General features: G+C 71.4%; 14 protein-coding genes. 6 read left to right on the forward strand and 8 right to left on the reverse strand.

From position 1 onward, the window contains the following. Window positions 1–67 precede the first annotated feature (67 nt). Window positions 68–544, reverse strand: coding sequence for a PH domain-containing protein (locus tag CJ022_RS14730; protein ID WP_101927366.1), 477 nt, complete (start codon window positions 542–544; stop codon window positions 68–70). Beyond that, a complete protein-coding gene (locus tag CJ022_RS14735) occupies window positions 541–2925 on the reverse strand; it encodes a S9 family peptidase (protein ID WP_233198822.1) in 2385 nt (794 codons plus the stop codon). The genes CJ022_RS14730 and CJ022_RS14735 overlap by 4 nt, the downstream gene beginning before the upstream one ends. A 242-nt stretch (window positions 2926–3167) precedes the next feature. Here CJ022_RS14735 and CJ022_RS14740 point away from each other — a divergent pair, with 242 nt between their 5' ends. The 4 genes from CJ022_RS14740 to CJ022_RS14755 all read left to right on the forward strand — a co-directional run bounded on the left by CJ022_RS14740 (window position 3168) and on the right by CJ022_RS14755 (window position 9266). After that, the gene (locus CJ022_RS14740) at window positions 3168–4619 is read left to right on the forward strand and encodes a cytochrome ubiquinol oxidase subunit I (protein WP_101927368.1); all 1452 of its coding nucleotides are present in this window, start codon (window positions 3168–3170) and stop codon (window positions 4617–4619) included. Continuing rightward, window positions 4619–5632, forward strand: a complete 1014-nt coding sequence (cydB, locus tag CJ022_RS14745) for a cytochrome d ubiquinol oxidase subunit II (protein ID WP_101927369.1) — start codon at window positions 4619–4621, stop codon at window positions 5630–5632. Before CJ022_RS14740 ends, cydB begins: the two co-directional genes overlap by 1 nt. Before the next feature lie 87 nt (window positions 5633–5719). Further along, the gene (locus CJ022_RS14750; RefSeq protein ID WP_101927370.1) at window positions 5720–5992 is read left to right on the forward strand and encodes a YcgL domain-containing protein; all 273 of its coding nucleotides are present in this window, start codon (window positions 5720–5722) and stop codon (window positions 5990–5992) included. Continuing rightward, entirely contained in the window at window positions 5985–9266 is a 3282-nt protein-coding gene (locus tag CJ022_RS14755; protein WP_101927371.1) for an ankyrin repeat domain-containing protein, read from the forward strand. Before CJ022_RS14750 ends, CJ022_RS14755 begins: the two co-directional genes overlap by 8 nt. 105 nt (window positions 9267–9371) lie before the next feature. Here CJ022_RS14755 and CJ022_RS14760 read toward each other — a convergent pair whose 3' ends face one another. Genes CJ022_RS14760 through lexA form a run of 4 tightly spaced genes read right to left on the reverse strand, consistent with a single transcriptional unit; the run spans window position 9372 to window position 15275 of the window. Next, window positions 9372–12614 (reverse strand): error-prone DNA polymerase, encoded by a 3243-nt coding sequence (locus tag CJ022_RS14760; protein WP_101927372.1) that lies wholly within the window; start codon window positions 12612–12614, stop codon window positions 9372–9374. After that, complete coding sequence (locus tag CJ022_RS14765; RefSeq protein WP_101927373.1) at window positions 12611–14029, reverse strand: Y-family DNA polymerase; 1419 nt, start codon at window positions 14027–14029, stop codon at window positions 12611–12613. Before CJ022_RS14765 ends, CJ022_RS14760 begins: the two co-directional genes overlap by 4 nt. A 9-nt stretch (window positions 14030–14038) precedes the next feature. Then, window positions 14039–14665: a translesion DNA synthesis-associated protein ImuA gene (imuA, locus tag CJ022_RS14770; RefSeq protein WP_101927374.1), complete on the reverse strand. Its 627-nt coding sequence runs from the start codon at window positions 14663–14665 to the stop codon at window positions 14039–14041. A 1-nt stretch (window position 14666) separates the two neighbouring features. Then, on the reverse strand, window positions 14667–15275 hold the full coding sequence (gene lexA / locus CJ022_RS14775) for a transcriptional repressor LexA (protein WP_101927375.1): 609 nt from the start codon (window positions 15273–15275) through the stop codon (window positions 14667–14669). Between the two features lie 244 nt (window positions 15276–15519). Between lexA and CJ022_RS14780 the strand changes: the two genes are divergently transcribed. Then, on the forward strand, window positions 15520–16383 hold the full coding sequence (locus CJ022_RS14780; protein WP_101927376.1) for an energy transducer TonB: 864 nt from the start codon (window positions 15520–15522) through the stop codon (window positions 16381–16383). Between the two features lie 69 nt (window positions 16384–16452). Here CJ022_RS14780 and rho read toward each other — a convergent pair whose 3' ends face one another. Beyond that, window positions 16453–18228, reverse strand: a complete 1776-nt coding sequence (gene rho / locus CJ022_RS14785) for a transcription termination factor Rho (RefSeq protein WP_101927377.1) — start codon at window positions 18226–18228, stop codon at window positions 16453–16455. A gap of 288 nt (window positions 18229–18516) precedes the next feature. After that, complete coding sequence (gene trxA, locus CJ022_RS14790; RefSeq protein WP_101927378.1) at window positions 18517–18843, reverse strand: thioredoxin; 327 nt, start codon at window positions 18841–18843, stop codon at window positions 18517–18519. 198 nt (window positions 18844–19041) lie between these two features. On the opposite strand from trxA, the gene rhlB reads away from it, so the two are divergent. After that, the gene (gene rhlB / locus CJ022_RS14795; protein WP_101927379.1) at window positions 19042–20829 is read left to right on the forward strand and encodes an ATP-dependent RNA helicase RhlB; all 1788 of its coding nucleotides are present in this window, start codon (window positions 19042–19044) and stop codon (window positions 20827–20829) included. The last annotated feature ends 278 nt before the right edge of the window (window positions 20830–21107 follow it).

Genomic DNA, 21107 nt, shown 5'->3' on the forward strand with positions numbered 1-21107 from the left:
CGCCATTGTAGGCGGAGCCTCCGGCGCGGCCTTGATCCTGGTCAATGCGCCCGCTGCATCGCCGCGGTCAGGCGTGGGCGACTCGCCAGCGTTCGAGATGGTCGGCCAGTGCGGCCGCCTTCCGGCCGTAGGTGTCCGGCAGCGCCCCGTCGAAGCCGGTCAGGCCACGATTGACCCGGCGCAGGCGCACGGCCTCGTCGACATGGGCGGCGAAGTCGAGGCCGACCATGGTGTGCAGGCCGACCCGGGTCGGGCCGAAGCGCGCGATGTCGCGCCAGGCGTAGCGGGTGCTGCGGAACAGCGAGCGGATTTCCAGCCCCTCGGCGTCCAGCCGCAACCGGTTCGCGTCCGGTACCAGCGAGACCAGGGCGACCATGCCGCACAGCCCGAAGAAACCACCGCACGACCACGCGAGCAGGGGATGGCGCTCGCCGATGACGAGCGCCATCCATACGAACCCGGCCGAAATCGCCAGCAGTGCGAGCATCTTCCACGGCGAAGGCCGCAGCAGCTCGACCGCCGGCAACGGGCCGGGCGCGGTCATTTAAGCGTGCGCTCGAACAGTTCGTAGATGCGGCGGTACTGGTCGTACCACGACGCCGGGTGCTGGTAGGCGTGGCGTTCGAGCGGGTAGCTGGCCAGTTCCCACTTGTCCTTGCGCAGCTCGATCAGGCGCTGGGACATCATCACCGAGTCCTTGTAGAACACGTTGTCGTCGATCATGCCGTGCGCGATCAGCAGGTTGTCCTGCAGGCGGTCGGCGTATTCCATCGGCGAGGACTTCAGATACGCCTCGGGATCGATGTCCGGCGTGTTGAGGATGTTCGCGGTGTAGGCGTGGTTGTACTGCGACCAGTCGGTGACCGGGCGCAGCGCGGCGCCGGCCTTGAACGTGCCCGGCTCGCGGAACAGCGCCATGAAGGTCATGAAGCCGCCGTAGCTGCCGCCGTAGATGCCCACCCGATCACGATCGGCCTGGTGGTTGTCGACCAGCCAGTCGATGCCGTCGAGGTAATCCTCGAGTTCCGGGTGGCCCATCTGCCGGTAGATCGCCGTGCGCCAGTCGCGGCCGTAGCCACTGGACGCGCGGAAATCCAGGTCCAGCACGAGGTAGCCCTGCTGCACCAGCAGGTTGTGGAACATCTGCTCGCGGAAATAGTTCGGGTACCGGTCGGTCACGTTCTGCAGGTAGCCGGCGCCGTGCACGAACAGCACGACGGGATACTTGCGGCCCGGCTCGACGTTCTCCGGCGCATAGAACTTGCCCCAGACCGTGCCGGCGCCGTGCTTGGACGGAATCTGCACGTACTCGGGCTGCAGCCAGTCGTGCGCCTTGAACTCGGGCTTGCGGGTGTCGGTCAGCACGCGCACGTCGCCATCGGCAACGTTCGCGACCGCCAGCTGCGGCGGCGTGTAGCTGTCGGACGTGCGCAGCAGCAGACGGGTCTCGTCCGGCGACAGCGCGAAGTCCTCGATGCCGCCGGTCTTCGTCACTTCGGCGACGTTGCCGCCTGCCGCAGTGCAGACGTCGTAGCGGCCCGGCCACTCGCGGTTGCACAGGAAGAAGAAGCGGCTGCCGTCGCGCGACAGTACTGGCGACGAGACTTCCCAGTCGCCCGAGGTCAGCGCACGCGAGCGGCCGCCGTCATTGAGGTAGAGATGCGAATAGCCCGAGGTTTCCGACAGGAACCACAGAGTGCGGTGGTCGGGGAGCCAGCCGAATTCGTTGAAGTCCCAGTTGATCCACGCGGCGTCGGTCAGACGGTCGCGCGACTGCAGGGTGGCATTGCCGAGGTCGACGGTCGCAAGCCAGCGGTCCTTGTTGTCGACCGAATGGATCGCCAGCGCGACCTGGCGGCCGTCGTCGCTCCAGCGGATCGCACCGCCACCGCCGCCGCGGCCGTCGATCTCAAGGCGCACGGGGCGGTTGCCGTCCAGCGCGTCCTTCCCCGCGGCGCGGCGCAGGTCGGCCAGCGGGTCGGTGCCGATGCCGGGCAGGGTGCCGGTCTCGAGTTCGCGCACCGTGCCCGTGGCCAGCTCGACCAGCCACAGCGTGTGCGGCAGCGGATCGTTGCGGCCGACGCGCGTGCGCACGTCCTCGAACTCTTCGTAGCCCGATTCGGTCACGTACTTGGGCATGCGGCCTTCCTGGCCTTCCTTGCCGTCCTTCGCCTCGGTCACGACGACCACCCAGTCGCCGTTCGGCGACAGCGCGCTGCCGGCGATCTTGACGTTCTTGCCGAGGTAGACGGACGCCGGCGCACTGGTCGGGTCGGCGCGGCGCCAGGTTTCGGTCTGGGCGCGCATCGCATCGCGGCGCTCGCGTTCGGTGCGCAGGGTCTCGATCATCCGCAGCTGGCGGTCGCGCAGGTCGTCGGCCGGCGGCGGCTTGGCCGGATCGTCCTCGGCTTTCAGGCTGGTCAGCTGCGCGGTGCCGCCGCGCGCGTCCCAGCGGAACCAGTCGCTGCCGGTGCGCCAGACCAGGGCGCCGCTCTGGTTCCATTGCGGCTGCGCTTCGGTGGCCTCGGTGCGGGTGACCTGGGTCAGGCTGCCGTTGCGCAGGTCGCGAACGAAGATGTCGCCGTTGCGGACGAAGGCCGCGCGGGTGCGCGCGGCGTCGAACAGCGGCGTGCCGCCGTCGATGTCGGCGCGGTCGGCGCCCTCTACGCGGGTCGCGGTGCCGCCGTCGAGCGCCTGGGTCCAGGTGTCGCGGATCGTCGCGCCGTCGCGCTTGAGCGTGTAGAACGCGCGCTGCCCGTCCCAGCTCCACCACGCCTGTTCGACCGGCGGGCCGATCCAGTCCGGGTCGGCCATGATCCGGTCCATGGTCAAGGCCTGGGCAGGCTGCGCGAACGCAGGTGCGAGGACGAGGGGCGACACGAGGGCGCAGGACAGCACCCAGCTCAGGGACAGGCGACGGGGCATCGGCAGGCAATCCGGGGATGAAAAACCCGGCAAGGGTAGCAGCGGCGCGGTGCGGCCCGCACTGGCGAAGGTCATGGCCGGCGCGCGTGCACGGGCGGCGCGGATGCGGGACGCGTGCACGCCCCGCACCCGCGAACGGGCGTCGTCACGCGGGCGGACACCCGGCTGCGACGCCCGGTCACACCCCGGTTTCACGGCCGCGCGCGCAGAATGCGCGGCACTTCCCGCAGGACGCCATCGGCTTGGACGCACTGCTGCTGTCGCGGATCCAGTTCGGATTCGTCATCTCCTTCCACGTGCTGTTCCCGGCCTTCACGATCGGCCTGTCGAGCTGGCTGGCGTTCCTGGAATGGCGCTGGCTGCGCACGCGCGACGATGTCTGGCGCGACCTGCTGTTCTTCTGGATGCGGATCTTCGCCGTGTCGTTCGGCATGGGCGTGGTGTCGGGCATCGTCATGAGCTTCCAGTTCGGCACCAACTGGTCCGAGCTCAGCGTGCAGGCCGGCAACATCCTCGGGCCGCTGCTGAGCTACGAGGTGCTGACGGCGTTCTTCCTCGAAGCCAGCTTCCTCGGCGTGATGCTGTTCGGCTGGGGCCGGGTGTCGGAGAAGCTGCATTTCCTGTCGACCTGCCTGGTCGCGGTCGGCACGCTGATCTCCACCTTCTGGATCCTCTCGGCCAACAGCTGGCTGCACACGCCGCAGGGCTACGAGATCATCGACGGCGTGTTCCATCCGGCCAGCTGGATGGCGATCATCTTCAATCCCTCGTTCCCGTACCGCCTCGCGCACATGGTGCTGGCGGCGTTCATCACGACGTGTTTCGTCATCGGCGGCGTCAGTGCCTGGTACCTGCGCCGGGGCGTCCACGTGGATGCATCGACGCGGATGCTGAAGCTGGCCGTCGCGTTCGCGGCGATCACCGTGCCGCTGCAGATCCTCGCCGGCGACCTGCACGGGATCAATGCGCGCGAACACCAGCCGATGAAGGTCGCGGCGATGGAAGCGCACTGGGAGCACAAGCCCAAGGGCGAGGGCGTGCCGCTGGTGCTGTTCGCCGTGCCCAACGAACGCGAGGCGCGCAACGACTACGAGATCGCGATCCCGCGGCTCGGCAGCGTGATCCTGACCCATAGCCTCGACGGCGAGATCGAGCCGTTGACGGCCGTGGCCCCCGAAGACCGGCCGCCGGTCAAGCCGGTGTTCTACGCGTTCCGGATCATGGTCGGCATCGGCATGGCGATGCTGCTGCTGACCGTCGTGTCGCTGTGGGCCTGGCGCCGGCGCACGCTCTGGACCTCGCGCTGGCTGCTGGACGCCTGGCGGCTGATGGCGCCGTCCGGCTTCATCGCGGTCGTCGCGGGCTGGGTGGTCGTCGAGATCGGCCGCCAGCCCTGGGTGATCCATGGACTGCTGCGCACCGCCGACGCGGTCAGCAACGTCGACCGCAGCAGCGTCATCATCTCGTTGAGCGCGTTCGTCATCGCCTACGCGGTCGTGTTCGGCGCGGGCGGCGGCTACATCCTGAAGATGATCCGCAAGGGGCCGCAGCCGTTCGAACATCCGCCCGAGCGCGACGGCGGCGACCGTACCGCGTCGCGCCCCTTGTCGGCCGCCGAGGACGACGAGGACGCCGATGCCGACATCGATCCCGATCCGCGCATGCCGCGGCCCGGGCAGGAGGCGCCCCGCTGATGGACATGGAAACCGTATTGCCGGTGGTGTGGTTCGGCGTCATCGGCTTCGGCGTGCTGATGTACGTGCTGCTCGACGGCTTCGTGCTGGGTCTGGGCATCCTGGCGCCGTTCGCCGAGAGCGAAGGCCAGCTCGACCACATGATGAACACCGCCGCGCCGATCTGGGACGGCAACGAGACCTGGCTGGTGCTCGGCGGCGCCGGCCTGCTGGCGGCGTTTCCGCGGGCCTACGCCATCGTGCTGTCGGCGCTGTACCTGCCGGTGCTGCTGATGCTGATCGCGCTGGTGTTCCGCGGCGTCGCCTTCGAATTCCGGTTCAAGGCGCGGCGCGGCAAGCGCTTCTGGGGCATCGCGTTCGCGGTCGGCTCGATGCTGGCGGCGTTCTCGCAGGGCGTGATCCTCGGCGCGCTGGTCGAGGGCATGCCGCTGGAGGAGGGCAAGTACGTCGGCGGCGCGCTCGACTGGTTCAGTCCGTTCTCGATGCTGACCGGGGTCGCGGTGATGTTCGGTTACGCGCTGCTCGGGTCGTGCTGGCTGATCCTCAAGACCGAGGGCCGGCTGCAGCTGATCGCACGGACGCTGACGCGTCCGCTGGTGCTGGTCGTCGCCGCGTTCATGGGCCTGGTCAGCGTGCAGCTGCCGTTCCTCGACTCGCAGATCATGGCGCGCTGGTTCGAGGGCGGGAATTTCTGGTGGCTGTCGCCGGTGCCGCTGCTGGCGCTGGTCAATGCCGTGTGGCTGTGGCGCGCGGCAATGCGCGAAGGCCGCGACGCGACCCCGTTCCTGCTGACGCTGTCGTTCTTCGGCCTGGGATTCCTCGGCCTCGTGCTGGGCATCTGGCCGAACATCGTGCCGCCCGCGCTGAGCATCTGGGAGGCCGCATCGCCGCCGTCGTCACAGGGCTTCGTGCTGGTCGGCCTGATCGTGCTGCTGCCGTTGATCCTCGGTTACACGGCGTGGTCGTATCGCGTGTTCCGCGGCAAGATCGAGGAAGACGCCGGTTATCACTGAACGTGATGCGCGCCACGCGCCGTGCGCGCGATACCCAAGCATCGGCTTTTGCCGCACAATCCTGCGTGTTCCGCCGCATTTCCGGTCATGCACGCCTACGTCTACAAAAGCCAGCGCAAGGCGGACACCTACGTGTATCTCGCCACCCGTGACGACTTCGACGTCCTGCCCGCGTCGCTGCGCGCGGAACTCGGTGCGCTGCAGTTCGTGCTGGACATCGCATTGACGCCCGAACGGCGTCTCGCACGCGGTGATGCGGCGCAGGTGCGGGCCAACCTGCAGGGCCAGCGTTTCCATCTGCAGATGCCGCCGCGCGCGTCGCTCGATCCGATGACCGAGGACTGGGGCACCGATGCCTGAGTCGACGCGTCGTCCGCGCCCGGCCTGGATCGCCCTGCTGGCCGGCCTCCTGCTCACCGCCGTCGCCCTCACCGGCGGCCTCGTCGCGGCCATCGCCGGCGCGCTCGCGCAGCCGGCCTTCGCCTGGGCGCTGCGTGCCCGCCGCGGGAGCCTGCCCGGCACGCGCGAGGCGATGCGCACCGATCTGCTGTCGCTGGCGGCCGCGTGGGCCGGCGCCGTCGCGGTATCTGCGCTGCTGGTGATCTGGCCGTTGTCGGCCCTGCGCCAGGGCGGCGAACTCGCCGCGGCGCTCGCATTGAGCGTGGCCGTCGGCGTCGTCGTCATCGCGTTCTGGCGCACCTGGCCGCTGTGGCACGCGCTCGAAACCGACGGTGGCGACCTGCGCGAGCACTGGCGCGCGCTCGCCGATCGCGACACCGGCAGCTGGCACGGCGTCGGCGCGGCGGTCTGCGTGGCGGCGATCGTCGCGCTCGTACTGGTGCTGGCCTGGTTGCCGGCGACCGCCACCGGCGCGCGCCTCGTCATCGGCATCGGCGCCGCGCTCGCGTGGCCGCTGCTGCATCTGGTGCTCCAGCGCCTGCCCGCGCCGGACGCCTTGCCGGCGCAGGCGATCGAGCCCGTCGCCGATCCGGCCGCGGCGCTGTTCGACGAAGGCGACGGCGCCGATCCGCAGGTCGCACTGTACGCGGCCGCGCGCGGCGGCCGGGTCGACCGCGCGCTGGCGCTGATCGAAGCCGGCGCCGACCTGCGCGCGCTGCCGCCTGCCGACGATCGCGACCAGCGCAGCCTGCCGGTGCTGGCCGCGGTGCTGCCGGACCTGCGCCTGCTGCGCGACCTGATCGCGCGCGGGGTCGACGTCAATGCCGCGCACGCGGGCATGACTCCGCTGCTGGCCGCGACCCGCGACAGCTGGCACGGCCGCCCCGACGCGGTGATGACCCTGCTGGCGAATGGCGCCGACGCGCGCATCACCGACCACGAAGGCAATACGCCGCTGCACCTGGCCGCGCGCAGTTCCGATCCCGGCGTCGCCGCGCTGCTGCGCGACGCGGCGGCCGAGCTCGATGTCCGCAACCACGACGGGCTCACGCCGCTGGGCGTGGCCTGCGCGGCGGGCAACTGGCGGCTGGCGAAATTCCTGCTCGAACGCGGCGCCGCGCCCGAGGTCGAGGGCGGCACGCCCGCGCTGCTGGCCGCTGCCGGCGGCGACGAGGACGATCCGGCCGGCGTGCAGCTGCTGATCCGGCACAAGGCGCGCGTCGATTCCCGCGATGCCGTCCGCCGCAGCGCCCTGCATGCCGCGGCGTTCGCCGGCCACGCCGACATCGTCGCCGCGCTGCTGGCCGCGGGCGCCGACGTGCGCGGCCGCGACAACGACGGCCGCACGCCGCTGCTCGATGCCGCCCGCGGCGGCAGCCTCGCCGCGCTCGAGGCGCTGGTCGCGGCGGGCGCCGATCTCGCGGCGGTGGACATCGCCGGTCGCAATGCACTGGTGCTCGCGTGCGACGCGGAAACGCCGTCGGCGCCGCTGGTCCACCGCCTGCTGGAACTCGGCGTGCCGGCGGATGTCGCCGATGGCGAGGGCCGGCGGCCGGTCGATCGCGCGGCCGCATCGGGCCGCTGGGCGCTGGTCCGGCTGCTCGATCCCGAGTACGCATTGCCGAACAACGTGCTGTCCGACGACGACACCGAGGTGCCGGTCGACCGCGCGCCGCTGCTGCTGCTGCGCGGCAGCCTGCGCGAAGGCCGCTACGACAATCTCGACACCCTGCTGCGGCTGGTCGGCCCCGCTGACCTCGGCAGCCTGCTGCTCGACGCCGATGCGCCGCAGTCGCAGGCGCGGATCGAATGGCTGCTCGCGCGCGGCGCCGATGTCGAGGTGCGTGACGAGTCCGGCCAGACCGCCCTGACCCGTCTGTTCGACACCGGCCCGGCGGCCCTGCCGCTGATCCAGTTGCTGCTGCGCCACGGCGCCTCGCCGTCCGGCGCGGGCGGACTGGCGCGTTTCCTCGCCGCCTGCGTGCGCGACGACCAGGCCACGCGCGCGCTCGAGACCTGCGCGCTGGACCTGCTGGCGCGCGGCGCCGATCCGTTCGCACCATCGCCCGACGGCGATCCCCCGCTGTCGCTGGCGGTGCGGCTGGGCTGGTCGCGGCTGCTCGAAGGCCTGATCGGACACGGCGTCGATCTCGATGCCCGCGACGCCCGTGGCATGGCCGCGCTGCACCTGGCCGCGGCGCTGGGGCGCGATGCCGCATTGAAGTTGCTGGTCCGCCACGGTGCGTCGCCGGATGCCTGCGCGGCCGACGGGCAGACGCCGCTCGGCGTCGCACTGTCGGGCGGGCGACGCGACCTGGCCGACTGGCTGGACTGGCGCGGCTGGGCGCTGCCCAGGCGCTCGCTGCAGCCCAGCGACCTGCCGGCGGCGGCGATCGTCGGCGACGCCGGGGCGGTGCGGCGTCTGCTCGACCTCGGCTTCGACGTCGACACCGCCGATACGCAGGGCTGCACCGCGCTGCTGCGCGCGGCCGGTGGCGGGCATCGCGCGGTGGTGGATCTGCTGCTCGACCGCGGCGCCGATGCCACGCGTCCGGCGCAGTCCGGCGCGACGCCGCTGTCGGCCGCGGTCAGCATGCGCCAGGGCGAGATCGTGGATCGCCTGCTGGCCGCCGGCGGCGCGCTGGAACAGCGCCTGCCCGGCGACGTCACGGTGCTGATGCTGGCCTCGGCGCTGGGCCTGCCCGACATCTGCGCGCGCCTGCTGACCGCCGGCGCCGACATCCACGCCGGCGACGCGCAGGGCCTGACCCCGCTGCATTGCGCGGCGCTCTACGGCTTCACCTCGCGCGACCGGCCGCGGCTGCTGGCGCTGTTCGACACCCTGCTGCTGGCCGGCGCCGAGGTCGACGCGGCGGCCGCCGGTGGCGTGACGCCGCTGCTGTTGCTGCTCGGCGCGCGCGCCGAACCCGGCACGGCCTGCGACGAAGAGGTGGTGCTGGCGGCGATGGAACACCTGCTCGACGAGGGCGTCTCGCTGGAGGCGCAGGATCCGCGCGGCTTCGGTCCCCTGCACCTGTCGGCGCTGCACGGCCAGCTGCGGCTCGGCCGGCGCCTGCTGCGCGCCGGCGCCGATCCGGACCTGCGCGACACCCTCAACCGCACCCCGCGCGAGATCGCGGTGATGCGCGGCTTCATCGACGTCGCTGCCGAGTTCGCGCCGGTGCAGCCGTCGGACAGCGTGTCGATGGCGCGGTTCCTGCGCGAGCAGCGCTGAGTCCGGGCACCGCGCGCGGCCGGGTCCGGACGCGGCGATCGACGCGGTAGACGGGACGCGGCATGGGAATGCGCGGCGCGCGACACCCCGGGTGGCGGCGCCGGTTCAGTGGAAATCGCGCGAGCTCGTCTGCAGTTCGCCCAGCAGATGGCTCATGTCCGCCATGTCGCGGGCGATCAGATGCTGCACGCCGTCGACGTCTTCCCAGCGACCGCGCACGGCCAGCAGGCGCGCGCCCAGCAGCGCCTTGCGCCGGCGCAGCGCGACATGCGGCCACACCACGACGTTGATCATCCCGTGCTCGTCCTCGAGCGTGACGAACATCGTGCCGCTGGCCGTCGCCGGCCGCTGGCGCTGGGTGACGATGCCGGCGGCGTGCACACCGCGCCCGTGCGGAAGGGTGCGCAGCTGGCGGGTGTCGACGATGCGCTGGCGCTGCAGGCGCGCGCGCAGCAGCGACAGCGGATGCGCCTGCAGGGTCAGGCCGGTGGCGCGGTAATCGGACAGCACCTCTTCGCCCGCGGTCGGCGCCGGCAGCGCGATCGCGGTCTCCCCGGGACTGCCCGGCAGCAGCGGATGCCGGCGCTCGATGCCGGCCACCGCCCAGCGCGCGGCATTGCGATGGCCGGCCAGGGTCTGCAGCGCGCCGGCTTCGGCCAGGGCGCGGCGCGCCTTTTCGTCGAGGCCCGCGCGCAGCGACAGGTCGTGCACGTCGGCGAAGGGCCGCTGCGCGCGCGCGGCGACGATCGCCTGCGCCATGTCCTTCGACAGGCCGGCCACCTGGCGCAGGCCGAGGCGGATCGCCGCCTGGCCGCCATCGTCGTCGCCGCGCCGCGCATGGCCACCTTCCAGCGTGTTGTCGCCGTCGCTGCAGGTCACGTCGACCGGCCGCACGGTGATCGGCACGCGTGCGTCCTTGCCGCGGCGCGCGTCCTGCACGATCTGGCTCGGCGAATAGAAGCCCATCGGCTGCGCGTTGAGCAGCGCGCAGGCGAACGCCGCGGGTTCGTGGCGTTTGAGCCAGCAACTGATGTAGACCAGCTTGGCGAACGAGGCCGCGTGGCTCTGCGGAAACCCGTAGGAACCGAAGCCCTTGATCTGTTCGAAGATCTGGTCGATGAAGTCGGCCGCGTAGCCCTTGGCTTCCATCAGCGCACGGATGCGCGCGCGATGCGGCGCCATGTCGCCGCCCTGGCGCCAGGCGGCCATCGAACGCCGCAGGTTGTCGGCCTCGTCGGGTGCGTAGCCGGCGTGGATCACCAGTTCCATGACCTGTTCCTGGAACAGCGGGATGCCGAGGGTGCGGCCGAGGATCTCCTCGATACCGTCGGACGGATACGTCACCGGTTCCTGGCCCTGCCGCCGGCGCAGGTACGGGTGGACCATGCCGCCCTGGATCGGGCCGGGCCGCACGATCGCCACTTCGATGACCAGGTCGTAGAAGGTCGCCGGCTTCAGCCGCGGCAGCATGCTCATCTGCGCCCGCGATTCGATCTGGAACACGCCGACGGTGTCGGCCGCCTGGATCATCGCGTAGGTCGGCGGGTCGTCCGCCGGCAGCGCGGCCAGGTCGATCCGGTAGCCGCGGTGGCGCGCGACCAGGTCCACCGCCTTGCGGATGCAGGTCAGCATGCCGAGCGCCAGGCAGTCGACCTTCAGCAGCTTCATCGTCTCCAGGTCGTCCTTGTCCCACTGGATGATGGTGCGGTCGGCCATCGCCGCGTTCTCCACCGGCACCAGTGCGCTCAGTGGTTCTTCGCTGATGACGAAGCCGCCGACGTGCTGCGACAGATGCCGCGGGTGGTCGCGCAACTGGTCGGCGACGCCGAGCACGCGCGTGATCAGCGGGTTGTCGGGGTCGAAGCCGGCCTCGCGCAGGCGTTGGTCCATCGGCGTCTCGCCGTTGCCCCAGCCGTAGCATTCGGCCAGCAGCGCGACCTGGTCGGCGGGCAGGCCGAAGGCGCGGGCCACGTCGCGCACCGCGCTCTTGCCGCGGTAGCGGATGACGGTCGCGGCCAGCGCGGCGCGCTCGCGGCCGTATTTGGCGTAGACGTACTGCAGCACCTCCTCGCGCCGTTCGTGCTCGAAATCAACGTCGATGTCCGGCGGCTCGTTGCGCTCCCTCGACAGGAAGCGCGCCATCAGCAGCCGGCTCTCGGACGGATCGACGACGGTGATGCCGAGCGCGAAGCACACCGCCGAATTGGCCGACGAGCCGCGGCCCTGGCACAAAATCCCCTGCGAGGTCGCGAAGCGGACGATGTCCTCGACCGTCAGGAAAAAAGCTTCGTACCTGAGGTCCGCGATCAGGGCCAGCTCGGACTCGATCTGCCGGACCACGGCCGCCGGCGCGCCTGCGGGCCAGCGTTTGCGCATGCCGGCTTCGGTCAACGCGCGCAGCCAGGTGGTCGGCGTGTGGCCGGCCGGGACCAGCTCGTTGGGATAGTCGTAGCCGACTTCGTCGAGACGGAACGTGCAGCGGCGCGCCAGCTGCACGGCGGCGTCGAGCAGCGCGTGCGGATGGATGTTGCCCAGGGCCCGGCGCGTGCGCAGGTGGCGCTCGCCGTTGCGGAACAGGTGCGCGCCGCAGTCGGCCAGCGGCAGGTTGTGGCGGATCGCGGTCATCGTGTCCTGCAGCACGCGGCGGCGGCGCACGTCGAGGTGCACGTCGCCGGCGGCGAGCGGCGTCAGGCCGGTCTGCGCGGCGAGTGCCAGCAGTGTCGCCAGGCGGGCCTCGTCGTCGTCTTCGCGGTGCAGCTCCACCGCCAGATGCGCGCGTGCGCCGAGCAGGCCGCGCAGCCACGCGCCTTCGCCCGGATCGGGTCGGGCCGCTGGCAGCCACAGCGCGAACACGCCGGGCGCATCGTCGCCGAGGACCGCTTCGACATCCTGCCGAGTCAGCCGGTAACGGCCCTTGGGCGCGGCGCGGCGTGCGGTCGTGATCAGCCGGCACAGGCGGGTGTAGCCGGCGCGGGTCTCGACCAGCAGCACGCACTTGAGCCCGCAGACGAGGGTGAACTCGCTGCCGACGATCAGCGGCACGCCGGTGGCGCGCGAGGCTTCGAGGCCGCGGACGATGCCGGCCAGCGAGCATTCGTCGGTGATCGCCAGGGCCTCGTAGCCGCACTGGCGCGCGCGCAGGAACAGGTCTTCGGCGCTGGCCGCGCCGCGCAGGAACGAGAAGTCCGACAGGCAGTGCAGTTCCGCATACGCCGGCTGGGCGTCGGAGATCAGCACCGCGTCGTTCGCGGCCTGCAGGTCGAGCCGGCGCGCCATGTCCCAGGCGCGGGGCGCGCGGCCACCGGGGGTGTCGCGGTCCACGCCGTCGACGCTGTCGTCCCGGCTCATGCGAACCAGCCGTGCAGCATCCAGCCCGCACGCTCGCCCGGCGGTGCGAAGGCCCAGGCCCGCTGGCCCTGCGAGGTCTCCAGCACGTAGTAGTCGCGGCGCGCGTCGCCGCCGTCCCACCAGCCGCTTTCCAGCCGCTCCGGACCGGACAGGATGCGCAGCCTCGGATCGCGCAGCGGCACCGGTTGCGGCAGCAGCCACAGCGGCCGCGCCGGTCGCGGCGGCGCCGTGGCGATCGGCGCCTCGTCGCCCTGCACACGCTGCCAGGCGCGTTCGGGACGCGGATCGCCGGCCGGCGCGACGCGGTAGACGGCCTCGTCGCCCAGCCGCGCGCGCAGGCGCTCGCGCAGCTGCGGCCAGGGCAGGGCCTGCTGCGCGCGCAGATCGAACAGGTCGCGCGTGGCCGGCACGAAGGGCGGAAGCTCGCGCGCGAGCAGACGCAGCGCCACCACGGGCTTGGGAATCCGCACGCGCTCCAGGCGGTTGCGGGTCAGCTCGAACAGCATCGCCGGTTCGCGTTCCGCGGCCAGCAGGCCGACTTCGACGTCGGTGCGCGCGTCCTCGTGCTCCAGCCGCAGCACGAAGCGCTGCACGCCGCCGTCGCGGATCGACAGATAGGTGCACAGGTCGCCGAGCAGCCGGCGCAGCGGGAACAGCAGCGCGGTGTGGCTTTCGACCTCGTAGCCGAGTTCCACGCGCGCGTCGAAATGATCCGGCGGCGCGTAATGCGTCAGTGGATCCTCGGCCGTGCCGTAGAGCCGGTCGAGATGCGCGAGCACGTCGACGCCGAAGCGCCGGCGCACGCTGTCGCGCGGCAGCGCCCGCAGGCTGCGCAGGTCGCGGATCCCCATGCGGTGCAGGCGCTGGCCGGCATCGTCGGGCAGCGCCGCGCGCCGCACCGGCACCTTGTCGAGCAGGGTCTGCATCGCACCCGGATGCGACACCGACAGCCCGTCGCGCAGCCCGGCCAGCACCCGGGCCGCGCGCGGCGTCGGCGCCATCGCGATGCGGTGGACGAAGCCCAGGGCGGTGAGCTCGGCGCGCAGCCGCGCCTCGATCCGCGGCCACGGCCCCAGCAGGCTGAAGCTCGAACGCACCTCCAGCACGATGCAGCCCGGCCATTGCGCGCTGACCAGCGAGCTGTGCCGGTAGGCCCAGGCGGCGAGGAACCGCTGCCAGCGCGGTTCGGCGTCGGCGTCGTGCTCGACCATCGCGAACGTCGGCGACAGCGCGCGGGCCGCGGTCAGGCGCATGCCGGCGCGCAGCCCGGCCTGGGCCGCGGCGGGGTTGACCGCATGCAGGGTCCGCAGCTGCGCGGAACCGCCGATCAGCGCCAGCGGCGCCTCGGGGTCGGGCAGGCGCCGCAGGACGGCATCGAGCGCCAGTTGCGGCAGCAGTACGCAGGCCCACAGCATCGCCGATCCTCAGCCCGCTTCCAGCGCGAAGGCCCGGGCCGGCGCCGGACCGCCGCGGCATTTGCGCACGTGCCAGGCCGGTCGGCCCGCGGCCTCGCCGGCGTGTTCGATCCGCAGCGCCGCCGGCGAGGGATTGGCGGCGTGGCGACGGTCGCGCAGCGCGAAGCCCAGGCAGTCGCCGGTATCGCAGGCGACCTGCAGCCGGCGCAGCGCGGGCGCGTCGGCCTGCGCGGGCCAGCCGACCACGGCGGCGCAGGCGCCGCTGCGCAGGCACTGTTCGAACGCCCACAGCGCATCGCGCGGGGCAGCGTCGATGATCGCCAGACACGCCAGGTCGATGCCCGCCGCCTGCCAGGCCGGGGCATACGCCACGTAGGGCGGCGCGATCATCGCGACCGTGCCGCCGGCACCGGTCATGCGCGCCAGCGTCGGCAGCAACAGCGACAGCTCGCCGACGCCGTCGGCCGGCAGCAGCAGTTCGGTCAGCGACCGGCGCGGCCAGCCGCCCTGCGGCAGCAGCGCATCGAGCCTGGCATGGCCGGTCGGCTCGCCATCACGGCCGCTCTCCGGGCTGCGCCCGGCGTGCCACAGCGTCCGCGCGGCCAGCAGGCTGTCGAGAGCGACGACGGCACCCATGTCAGCCCTGCCGCACCAGGCCGCAGTAGACGCCTTCGATCGCGAAGTCCTGGCCCGGCTGCACGTCGATCGGGGCGTGGGCGGGATTGCGCGGCAACAGGCGCACGCTGCGCCGGTTGCGCTGCAAGCGCTTGATCGTCAGCTCGCCATCGATGCGGGCGACGACCGTCTGGCCGTCGCGCGCGTCGCCGGTGCGGTGCACGCCGACCAGATCGCCGTCGAGGATGCCGTCGTCGATCATCGAGTCGCCCTGCACCTTCAACAGGTAGTCCGGCGTCGGCGAGAACAGCCGGCGATCGAGCCACAGCTGCTGGTCGAGGCCGATGTCGGCCCCGATCGGCTGGCCCGCGGCGACCCGTCCCAGCACCGGCAGCGGCAACAGGTCGGCGTGGCCGCCCGGCAGGCGCAAGCCGCGGCGGCGACCGGGCGCCTGCGCCAGCAGGCCATCGGCGACCAGCGCCTGGACGTGTTTCTGGGCCGCGTTGCGCGACGCGAAGCCGAAAGCGGCGGCGATCTCCGCCAGGCTGGGCGCGTGGCCGGCGGCCAGTTCGCGGCGGAGAAACGCCAGCACGGCAGCACGCTGGGGTGACAGGGAATCGGACGGGGTCATGGTGTACAGTTGTACACCCCAGTCACGCAGAAGGCGAGATCGCACGCGCGGATTCAGGCCCGATGGCGCTGCCGCCGGCCTGCGACCCCGCGCGTCGCCGCAGGGATCTGCCATCCAGGTCCCGTCCGGGGGACGACCGCGTCGCAGGCGGGCCGAGATCCGCCCACGTCCCCGGGTTTGCCCTGTCTTGCCGGGCGCCGGCACGCGGCCTATCGTCGAAGGCCTCTCCATGGAAGGACCGCACATGGCCGCCCCACGCTTCTTCTGCGCGCTGCTGGCCATCGCTCTGCTGCTGCCGCTGGCCGGCCACGCACAGACCGCGCGCGAAATGCGCAAGCAGGTCGAGGGCAGCATGCTCGTGACCGGCAGCGTCGACATCGCCCGGGACGGCAGCGTCACGGCGCATGTCCTGAACCAGGCCGACAAACTGCCGCCCTACGTCGTCAGCCTGATCGCGCGCGCGGTGCCCGCGCTGCGTTTCGAACCCGTCCTCGTCGACGGCGCTCCGGTGCTGGCGCGCGCGGCGATGAGCTTGCGGCTGGTCGCCACGCCCGGCGACGACGGCAACATGCAGGTCGGGATCAAGAGCGTGCATTTCGGCGAGGAGCACGCGCCGGACGATCCGGGCGGCGTGCGTTCGATCGACATGACCCCGCCGCGCTTCCCCATGAGCATCGCCGAGATCGGCGGCAAGGGCACCGTCTACCTGCTGGTCAAGGTGGGGCGCGACGGCAGCGTCGAGGAAGCCGTGTCCGAGCAGACCAACCTGACGGCGCTGGGCAACGCGCGCGAGATGGAATCGATCCGCCGCGGGCTGGAGAAGGCCGCGATCAGCGCGGCGCAGCGCTGGACATTCGCGCCGCCGACCCGCGGCGACGGCGTGGACAATCCCTACTGGGTGGTCCGCGTGCCGGTCGACTTCCGGCTTTCCTCGGGCACGGACCTGGACGACCGCTACGGCGAGTGGGTCGGTTATGTGCCCGGTGCGCGTCACCGGCCCGCCTGGGCCGAGCCGGATCCGCCGGGTTTCAGCCCCGATACCCTGGTCGCCGGGGGCGTGCACCAGGGCCGGTCGCGCTTCCGCCTGCTGACGCCGCTCGAAGGCTGACGGGCGCTCCGCGCCGAGCACAAAAAAAGCCCCGCATCCGCGGGGCTTTTTCTTGGAAGCGCCCGGACCTCAGCGCTTCATCGACGAGAAGAACTCGTCGTTGGACTTCGTCGTCTTCATCTTGTCGAGCAGGAATTCCATCGCGGCGATCTCGTCCATCGGGTGGAGGAGCTTGCGCAGGATCCAGATGCGCTGCAGCAGGTCCGGCTCGATGAGGTAATCCTCGCGGCGGGTGCCCGACTGGTTGACGTTGATCGCCGGGTAGACGCGCTTCTCGGTGATGCGACGGTCCAGGTGCACTTCCGAGTTGCCGGTGCCCTTGAACTCTTCGTAGATCACCTTGTCCATCGCGCTGCCGGTGTCGACGAGGGCGGTGGCGATGATGGTCAGCGAACCGCCTTCCTCGACGTTGCGCGCGGCGCCGAAGAAGCGCTTCGGGCGGTGCATCGCGTTCGCGTCGACACCGCCGGTCAGGACCTTGCCCGAGCTCGGCACGACGTTGTTGTAGGCGCGGGCGAGACGGGTGATCGAGTCGAGCAGGATGACGACATCCTTCTTGTGCTCGACCAGGCGCTTGGCGCGCTCGATCACCATTTCGGCCACCTGGACATGGCGCGCGGCCGGCTCGTCGAACGTCGAGGAAATGACTTCGCCGCGCACGGTGCGCTGCATTTCGGTCACTTCTTCCGGACGCTCGTCGATGAGCAGCACGATCATGTGCACGTCGGGATGGTTGTAGGTAATGGCGCTGGCGATCTGCTGCATCATCATCGTCTTGCCCGCCTTCGGCGGCGAAACGATCAGGGCGCGCTGGCCCTTGCCCTGTGGGGCCATCAGATCGAGGATGCGGCCGGCGATGTCCTCGCTCGAGCCGTCGCCGCGCTCGAGCTTGAAGCGCTTGCGCGGGAACAGCGGGGTCAGGTTCTCGAACAGCACCTTGCCCTTGCTCGCTTCCAGCGGTTCGCCGTTGATCGTGTCGAGCACGCTCAGCGCGAAGTAGCGCTCGCCGTCCTTCGGCCAGCGGATGCGGCCCGACAGATGGTCGCCGGTGCGCAGGTTGAAGCGGCGGATCTGGCTGGGCGAGATGTAGACGTCGTCCGGGCCGGCGAGGTAGCTGGCCTCGGCTGCGCGCAGGAAGCCGTAGCCGTCGGGCAGGATCTCGAGCACGCCGTCGGCGACGACGCCTTCGCCGTAGCGGGTCAGCACCTTCAGGACCGCGAAGATCACGTCCTGCTTGCGGGCGCGGGCCACGCCTTCCTGGATGCTCAGCTGTTCGGCGACGTCGAGCAGCTTGTGCGCCGGCATCCGCTTGAGATCGCTGAGCGAATACTGCGGGAAGCCTTCGGGCACGTTCGGCGGCGGCAGGCGCGCGGCATGGTCGTTGCCGCCGTCCTGCGGCAGGCCGTCGTCGCGGCCGCCACGCGGGCGGTCCCGGCGGTTCTTGAAGCGGTCGCGACGGTTGCCGCGGTCCTGCTGGTCGTTCTGCTGGTTCTGCGGATTGTTGCCCCCGCCACCATTGTTGTTGTTGTTGTTGTGCTGGCGGGGCGGGCGCTGTTCGCCGCCCTGGCGGCCGTCGGCCTGCCCGGCATCACCGGCGTTGCCGCCCTGGTTGCCGTGGTTCTGGTTGCCGTTGCCCTGCCCACCACCGCCCTGGGGCGGTTGCGACTGCGGCTGTGCCGGTGGCGCGGCGGGCGCGCCCGATTCCTGCGGCGGCAGCTGCAATTGCGACTGGGGGGTCTCGGTGGGGCCGTCGGTCTTGGCGGCCTTGGCCACGCGCGGCTTGCGAACGCGTTTCACGGCGGTGTCGCCGGACGGCGTGCCGGTGTCGGATGTGTTGTCGGACAAGTGGAAAATCCTCGCTTGCTGCGAGCGCCCGGAGCCGGGCGGCGTGGAAAAGAGCGGAACTGGGGAGGTTCGCCAGATGGGTGCGGCGCGATGGACCCGCGCCGGATGGGCAAACCTAGCACCGGCGGTCACTGCCGGCAAGCGCCGGCGCGGCGCGATTAAGGCGGCGGTGCAGGGCGCCGTCACGATTCCACGCCGGGCGCCGCCGGGAAATCGATGCCTGCCGGACGTGTTCGCCCGACCTGCGAAAGCTGGACGGCCGCGGAAATCCCGGGCCGTCCGGTGGCGTCAGAGCGCCTTGTCGATCATCTGCGCGAGCTGGGCCTTGCCCACCGCGCCGATCTGCGTGGCCTGGACCTGACCGTCCTTGAATAGCAGCAGCATCGGGATCGAGCGCACGTGGTACTTCAATGCGATCGCCTGGTTCTGGTCGACATCGACCTTGACCACCTTGGCGCGGCCGGCGTAGTCGCCGGCCAGCTCGTCGAGGGCCGGGGCGATCATCTTGCAGGGGCCGCACCAGGGCGCCCAGAAATCCACCAGCACCGGCGCGGCGGACTGCAGCACGGTGGCGTCGAAATCGGAATCGGTGGCATGGATGACGCTGTCGGTCACGGTGGTCTCCAGAAGTGGTCGGGCACGGCAACAGTCGCCGCGCCGGGATGAATGGTAAAATGGGGGATCGGCAGCCCGAATCAAGGCTGCGCATCTGCGGGACGGCCCACACGTCCTGCCCAAGGCAGTCTGCGATGCGGATGCCGCCCACGCAAGCCGCGACCGACGCGCCGCGATTTCCGGACAGAATGCCCACGCATGAGTGACAAGCCCTTAACCGACATCACTTTTTCGACGTTCGACCTGCACCCGACGCTGCTCGCCGGCCTCGAGGATGCGGGCTTCACCCGCTGCACGCCGATCCAGGCGCTGACCCTGCCGCTGGCCCTCAACGGCCGCGACGTCGCGGGTCAGGCGCAGACCGGCACCGGCAAGACGCTGGCCTTCCTGGTCGCGGTCATCAACCGCCTCCTGTCGAAGCCGGCCCTGGCCGACCGCAAGCCCGAAGACCCGCGCGCGCTGATCCTGGCGCCGACCCGCGAGCTCGCGATCCAGATCCACAAGGACGCGGTCAAGTTCGGCAGCCAGCTGGGCCTGAAGTTCGCCCTGGTCTACGGCGGCGTCGACTACGACAAGCAGCGCCAGATCCTCACCGAGGGCGCGGACGTCATCATCGCCACTCCGGGCCGGCTGATCGACTACGTCAAGCAGCACAAGGTCGTCAGCCTGCACGCCTGCGAGATGTGCGTGCTCGACGAGGCCGACCGCATGTTCGACCTCGGCTTCATCAAGGACATCCGCTTCCTGCTGCGCCGCATGCCGGTGCGCACCGAACGCCAGACGCTGCTGTTCTCGGCGACGCTGAGCCATCGCGTGCTGGAGCTCGCTTACGAGCACATGAACGAGCCGGAGAAGCTGGTCGTCGAGAGCGAGTTCATCACCAACGCCAAGGTCCGGCAGGTGATGTACTTCCCCGCCGACGACGAGAAGATCCAGCTGCTGCTCGGCCTGCTGTCGCGCCGGGAAGGCGCGCGGACCATGGTCTTCGTCAACACCAAGGCCTTCGTCGAACGCGTCGCACGCGCGCTGGACAAGGCCGGCTACCGGGTCGGCGTGCTGTCGGGCGACGTGCCGCAGAAGAAACGCGAGAGCCTGCTGAAGAAGTTCCAGGCCGGCCAGCTGGAACTGCTGGTCGCCACCGATGTCGCCGCGCGCGGCCTGCACATCGACGGCGTCAGCCACGTCTTCAACTACGACCTGCCATTCGATGCCGAGGACTACGTCCACCGCATCGGCCGTACCGCGCGCCTCGGCGCCGAGGGCGACGCGATCAGCTTCGCCTGCGAGCGCTACGCGCAGAGCCTGCCGGACATCGAGGCCTATATCGAGCAGAAGATCCCGGTCGAACCGGTGACCTCCGAACTGCTGACCGCGCTGCCGCGGGCGCCGCGTGCCGGTGGCGACGTGGCGGATGACGAGGACGGCGAGAGCATCGGCGAGATCTTCAAGGAAGTGCGCGAAGCCCGCGCGGCGGAAGACGCCAAGCGCGGCGGTGGCCGCGGGGGCCCCGGCGGGCGTTCCGGCCCGGGCGCCTCGCGTGGCCCGCGTGCGGCAGGCAGTGGTGAAGGTCGTGGCGAGCGCGGACCGCGCAAGCCGCGACGTGCGCCCGACGAGGCGGCTGCGTCGAGCGGCGCCGATGACGCACCTGCAGCGCCCGTCGCTGCCGTGACGCCGCCGGTCATCGACGCGGCAGGTGCCGTCGCCGCGGCGACGCCGGACGAGTCGCGTCCGCCGCGCAAGCGTCGTCGTCGCCGCGGCGGCAAGAAGATCGAAGGGGCCGAAGACGCCGCGCCGTCGACCGGCGACGCCGTCACGGCCGATGTCGCCAAGCCGCGCGGCAATGGCGGCCCGGGCGGCAAGGGCCCGCGCGAGGTGCGTCCGACGCAGCGTCCGCCGTCGACGTCCCCGGCGGACAAGAGCCCGTCGCTGCTGAGCCGCATCGGCCGCGGCCTGCGCCGGCTGGTGTCGAGCGACGACAAGCGCTGACCGCAGGTCACGCGCGTTGCGAAAGGCCCCGCTCCGGCGGGGCTTTTTCGTGGGCGGTGGGGGCGGCGCCACGGATGCATCTGCCGATGCGTCGACGGATTGCGTCGGGGCGATCGCCCGGACAGGTCGATGTCGAAGGTTGCCCCCGTCACTCAGTGGCGGTCGCGACCCCCGCCACTCTTGCGCGGCTGCATCGAACCCGGGGCCGCAGGACGGCGGCATGCGTCGGGATCCCCGGCGTGACCGGGCGAGCGCTCACGGTCGGTGACGCCCCGCAC

It is taken from the genome of Luteimonas rhizosphaerae (assembly GCF_002849595.1).
Taxonomy (GTDB): Bacteria; Pseudomonadota; Gammaproteobacteria; order Xanthomonadales; family Xanthomonadaceae; genus Luteimonas; species Luteimonas cellulosilyticus.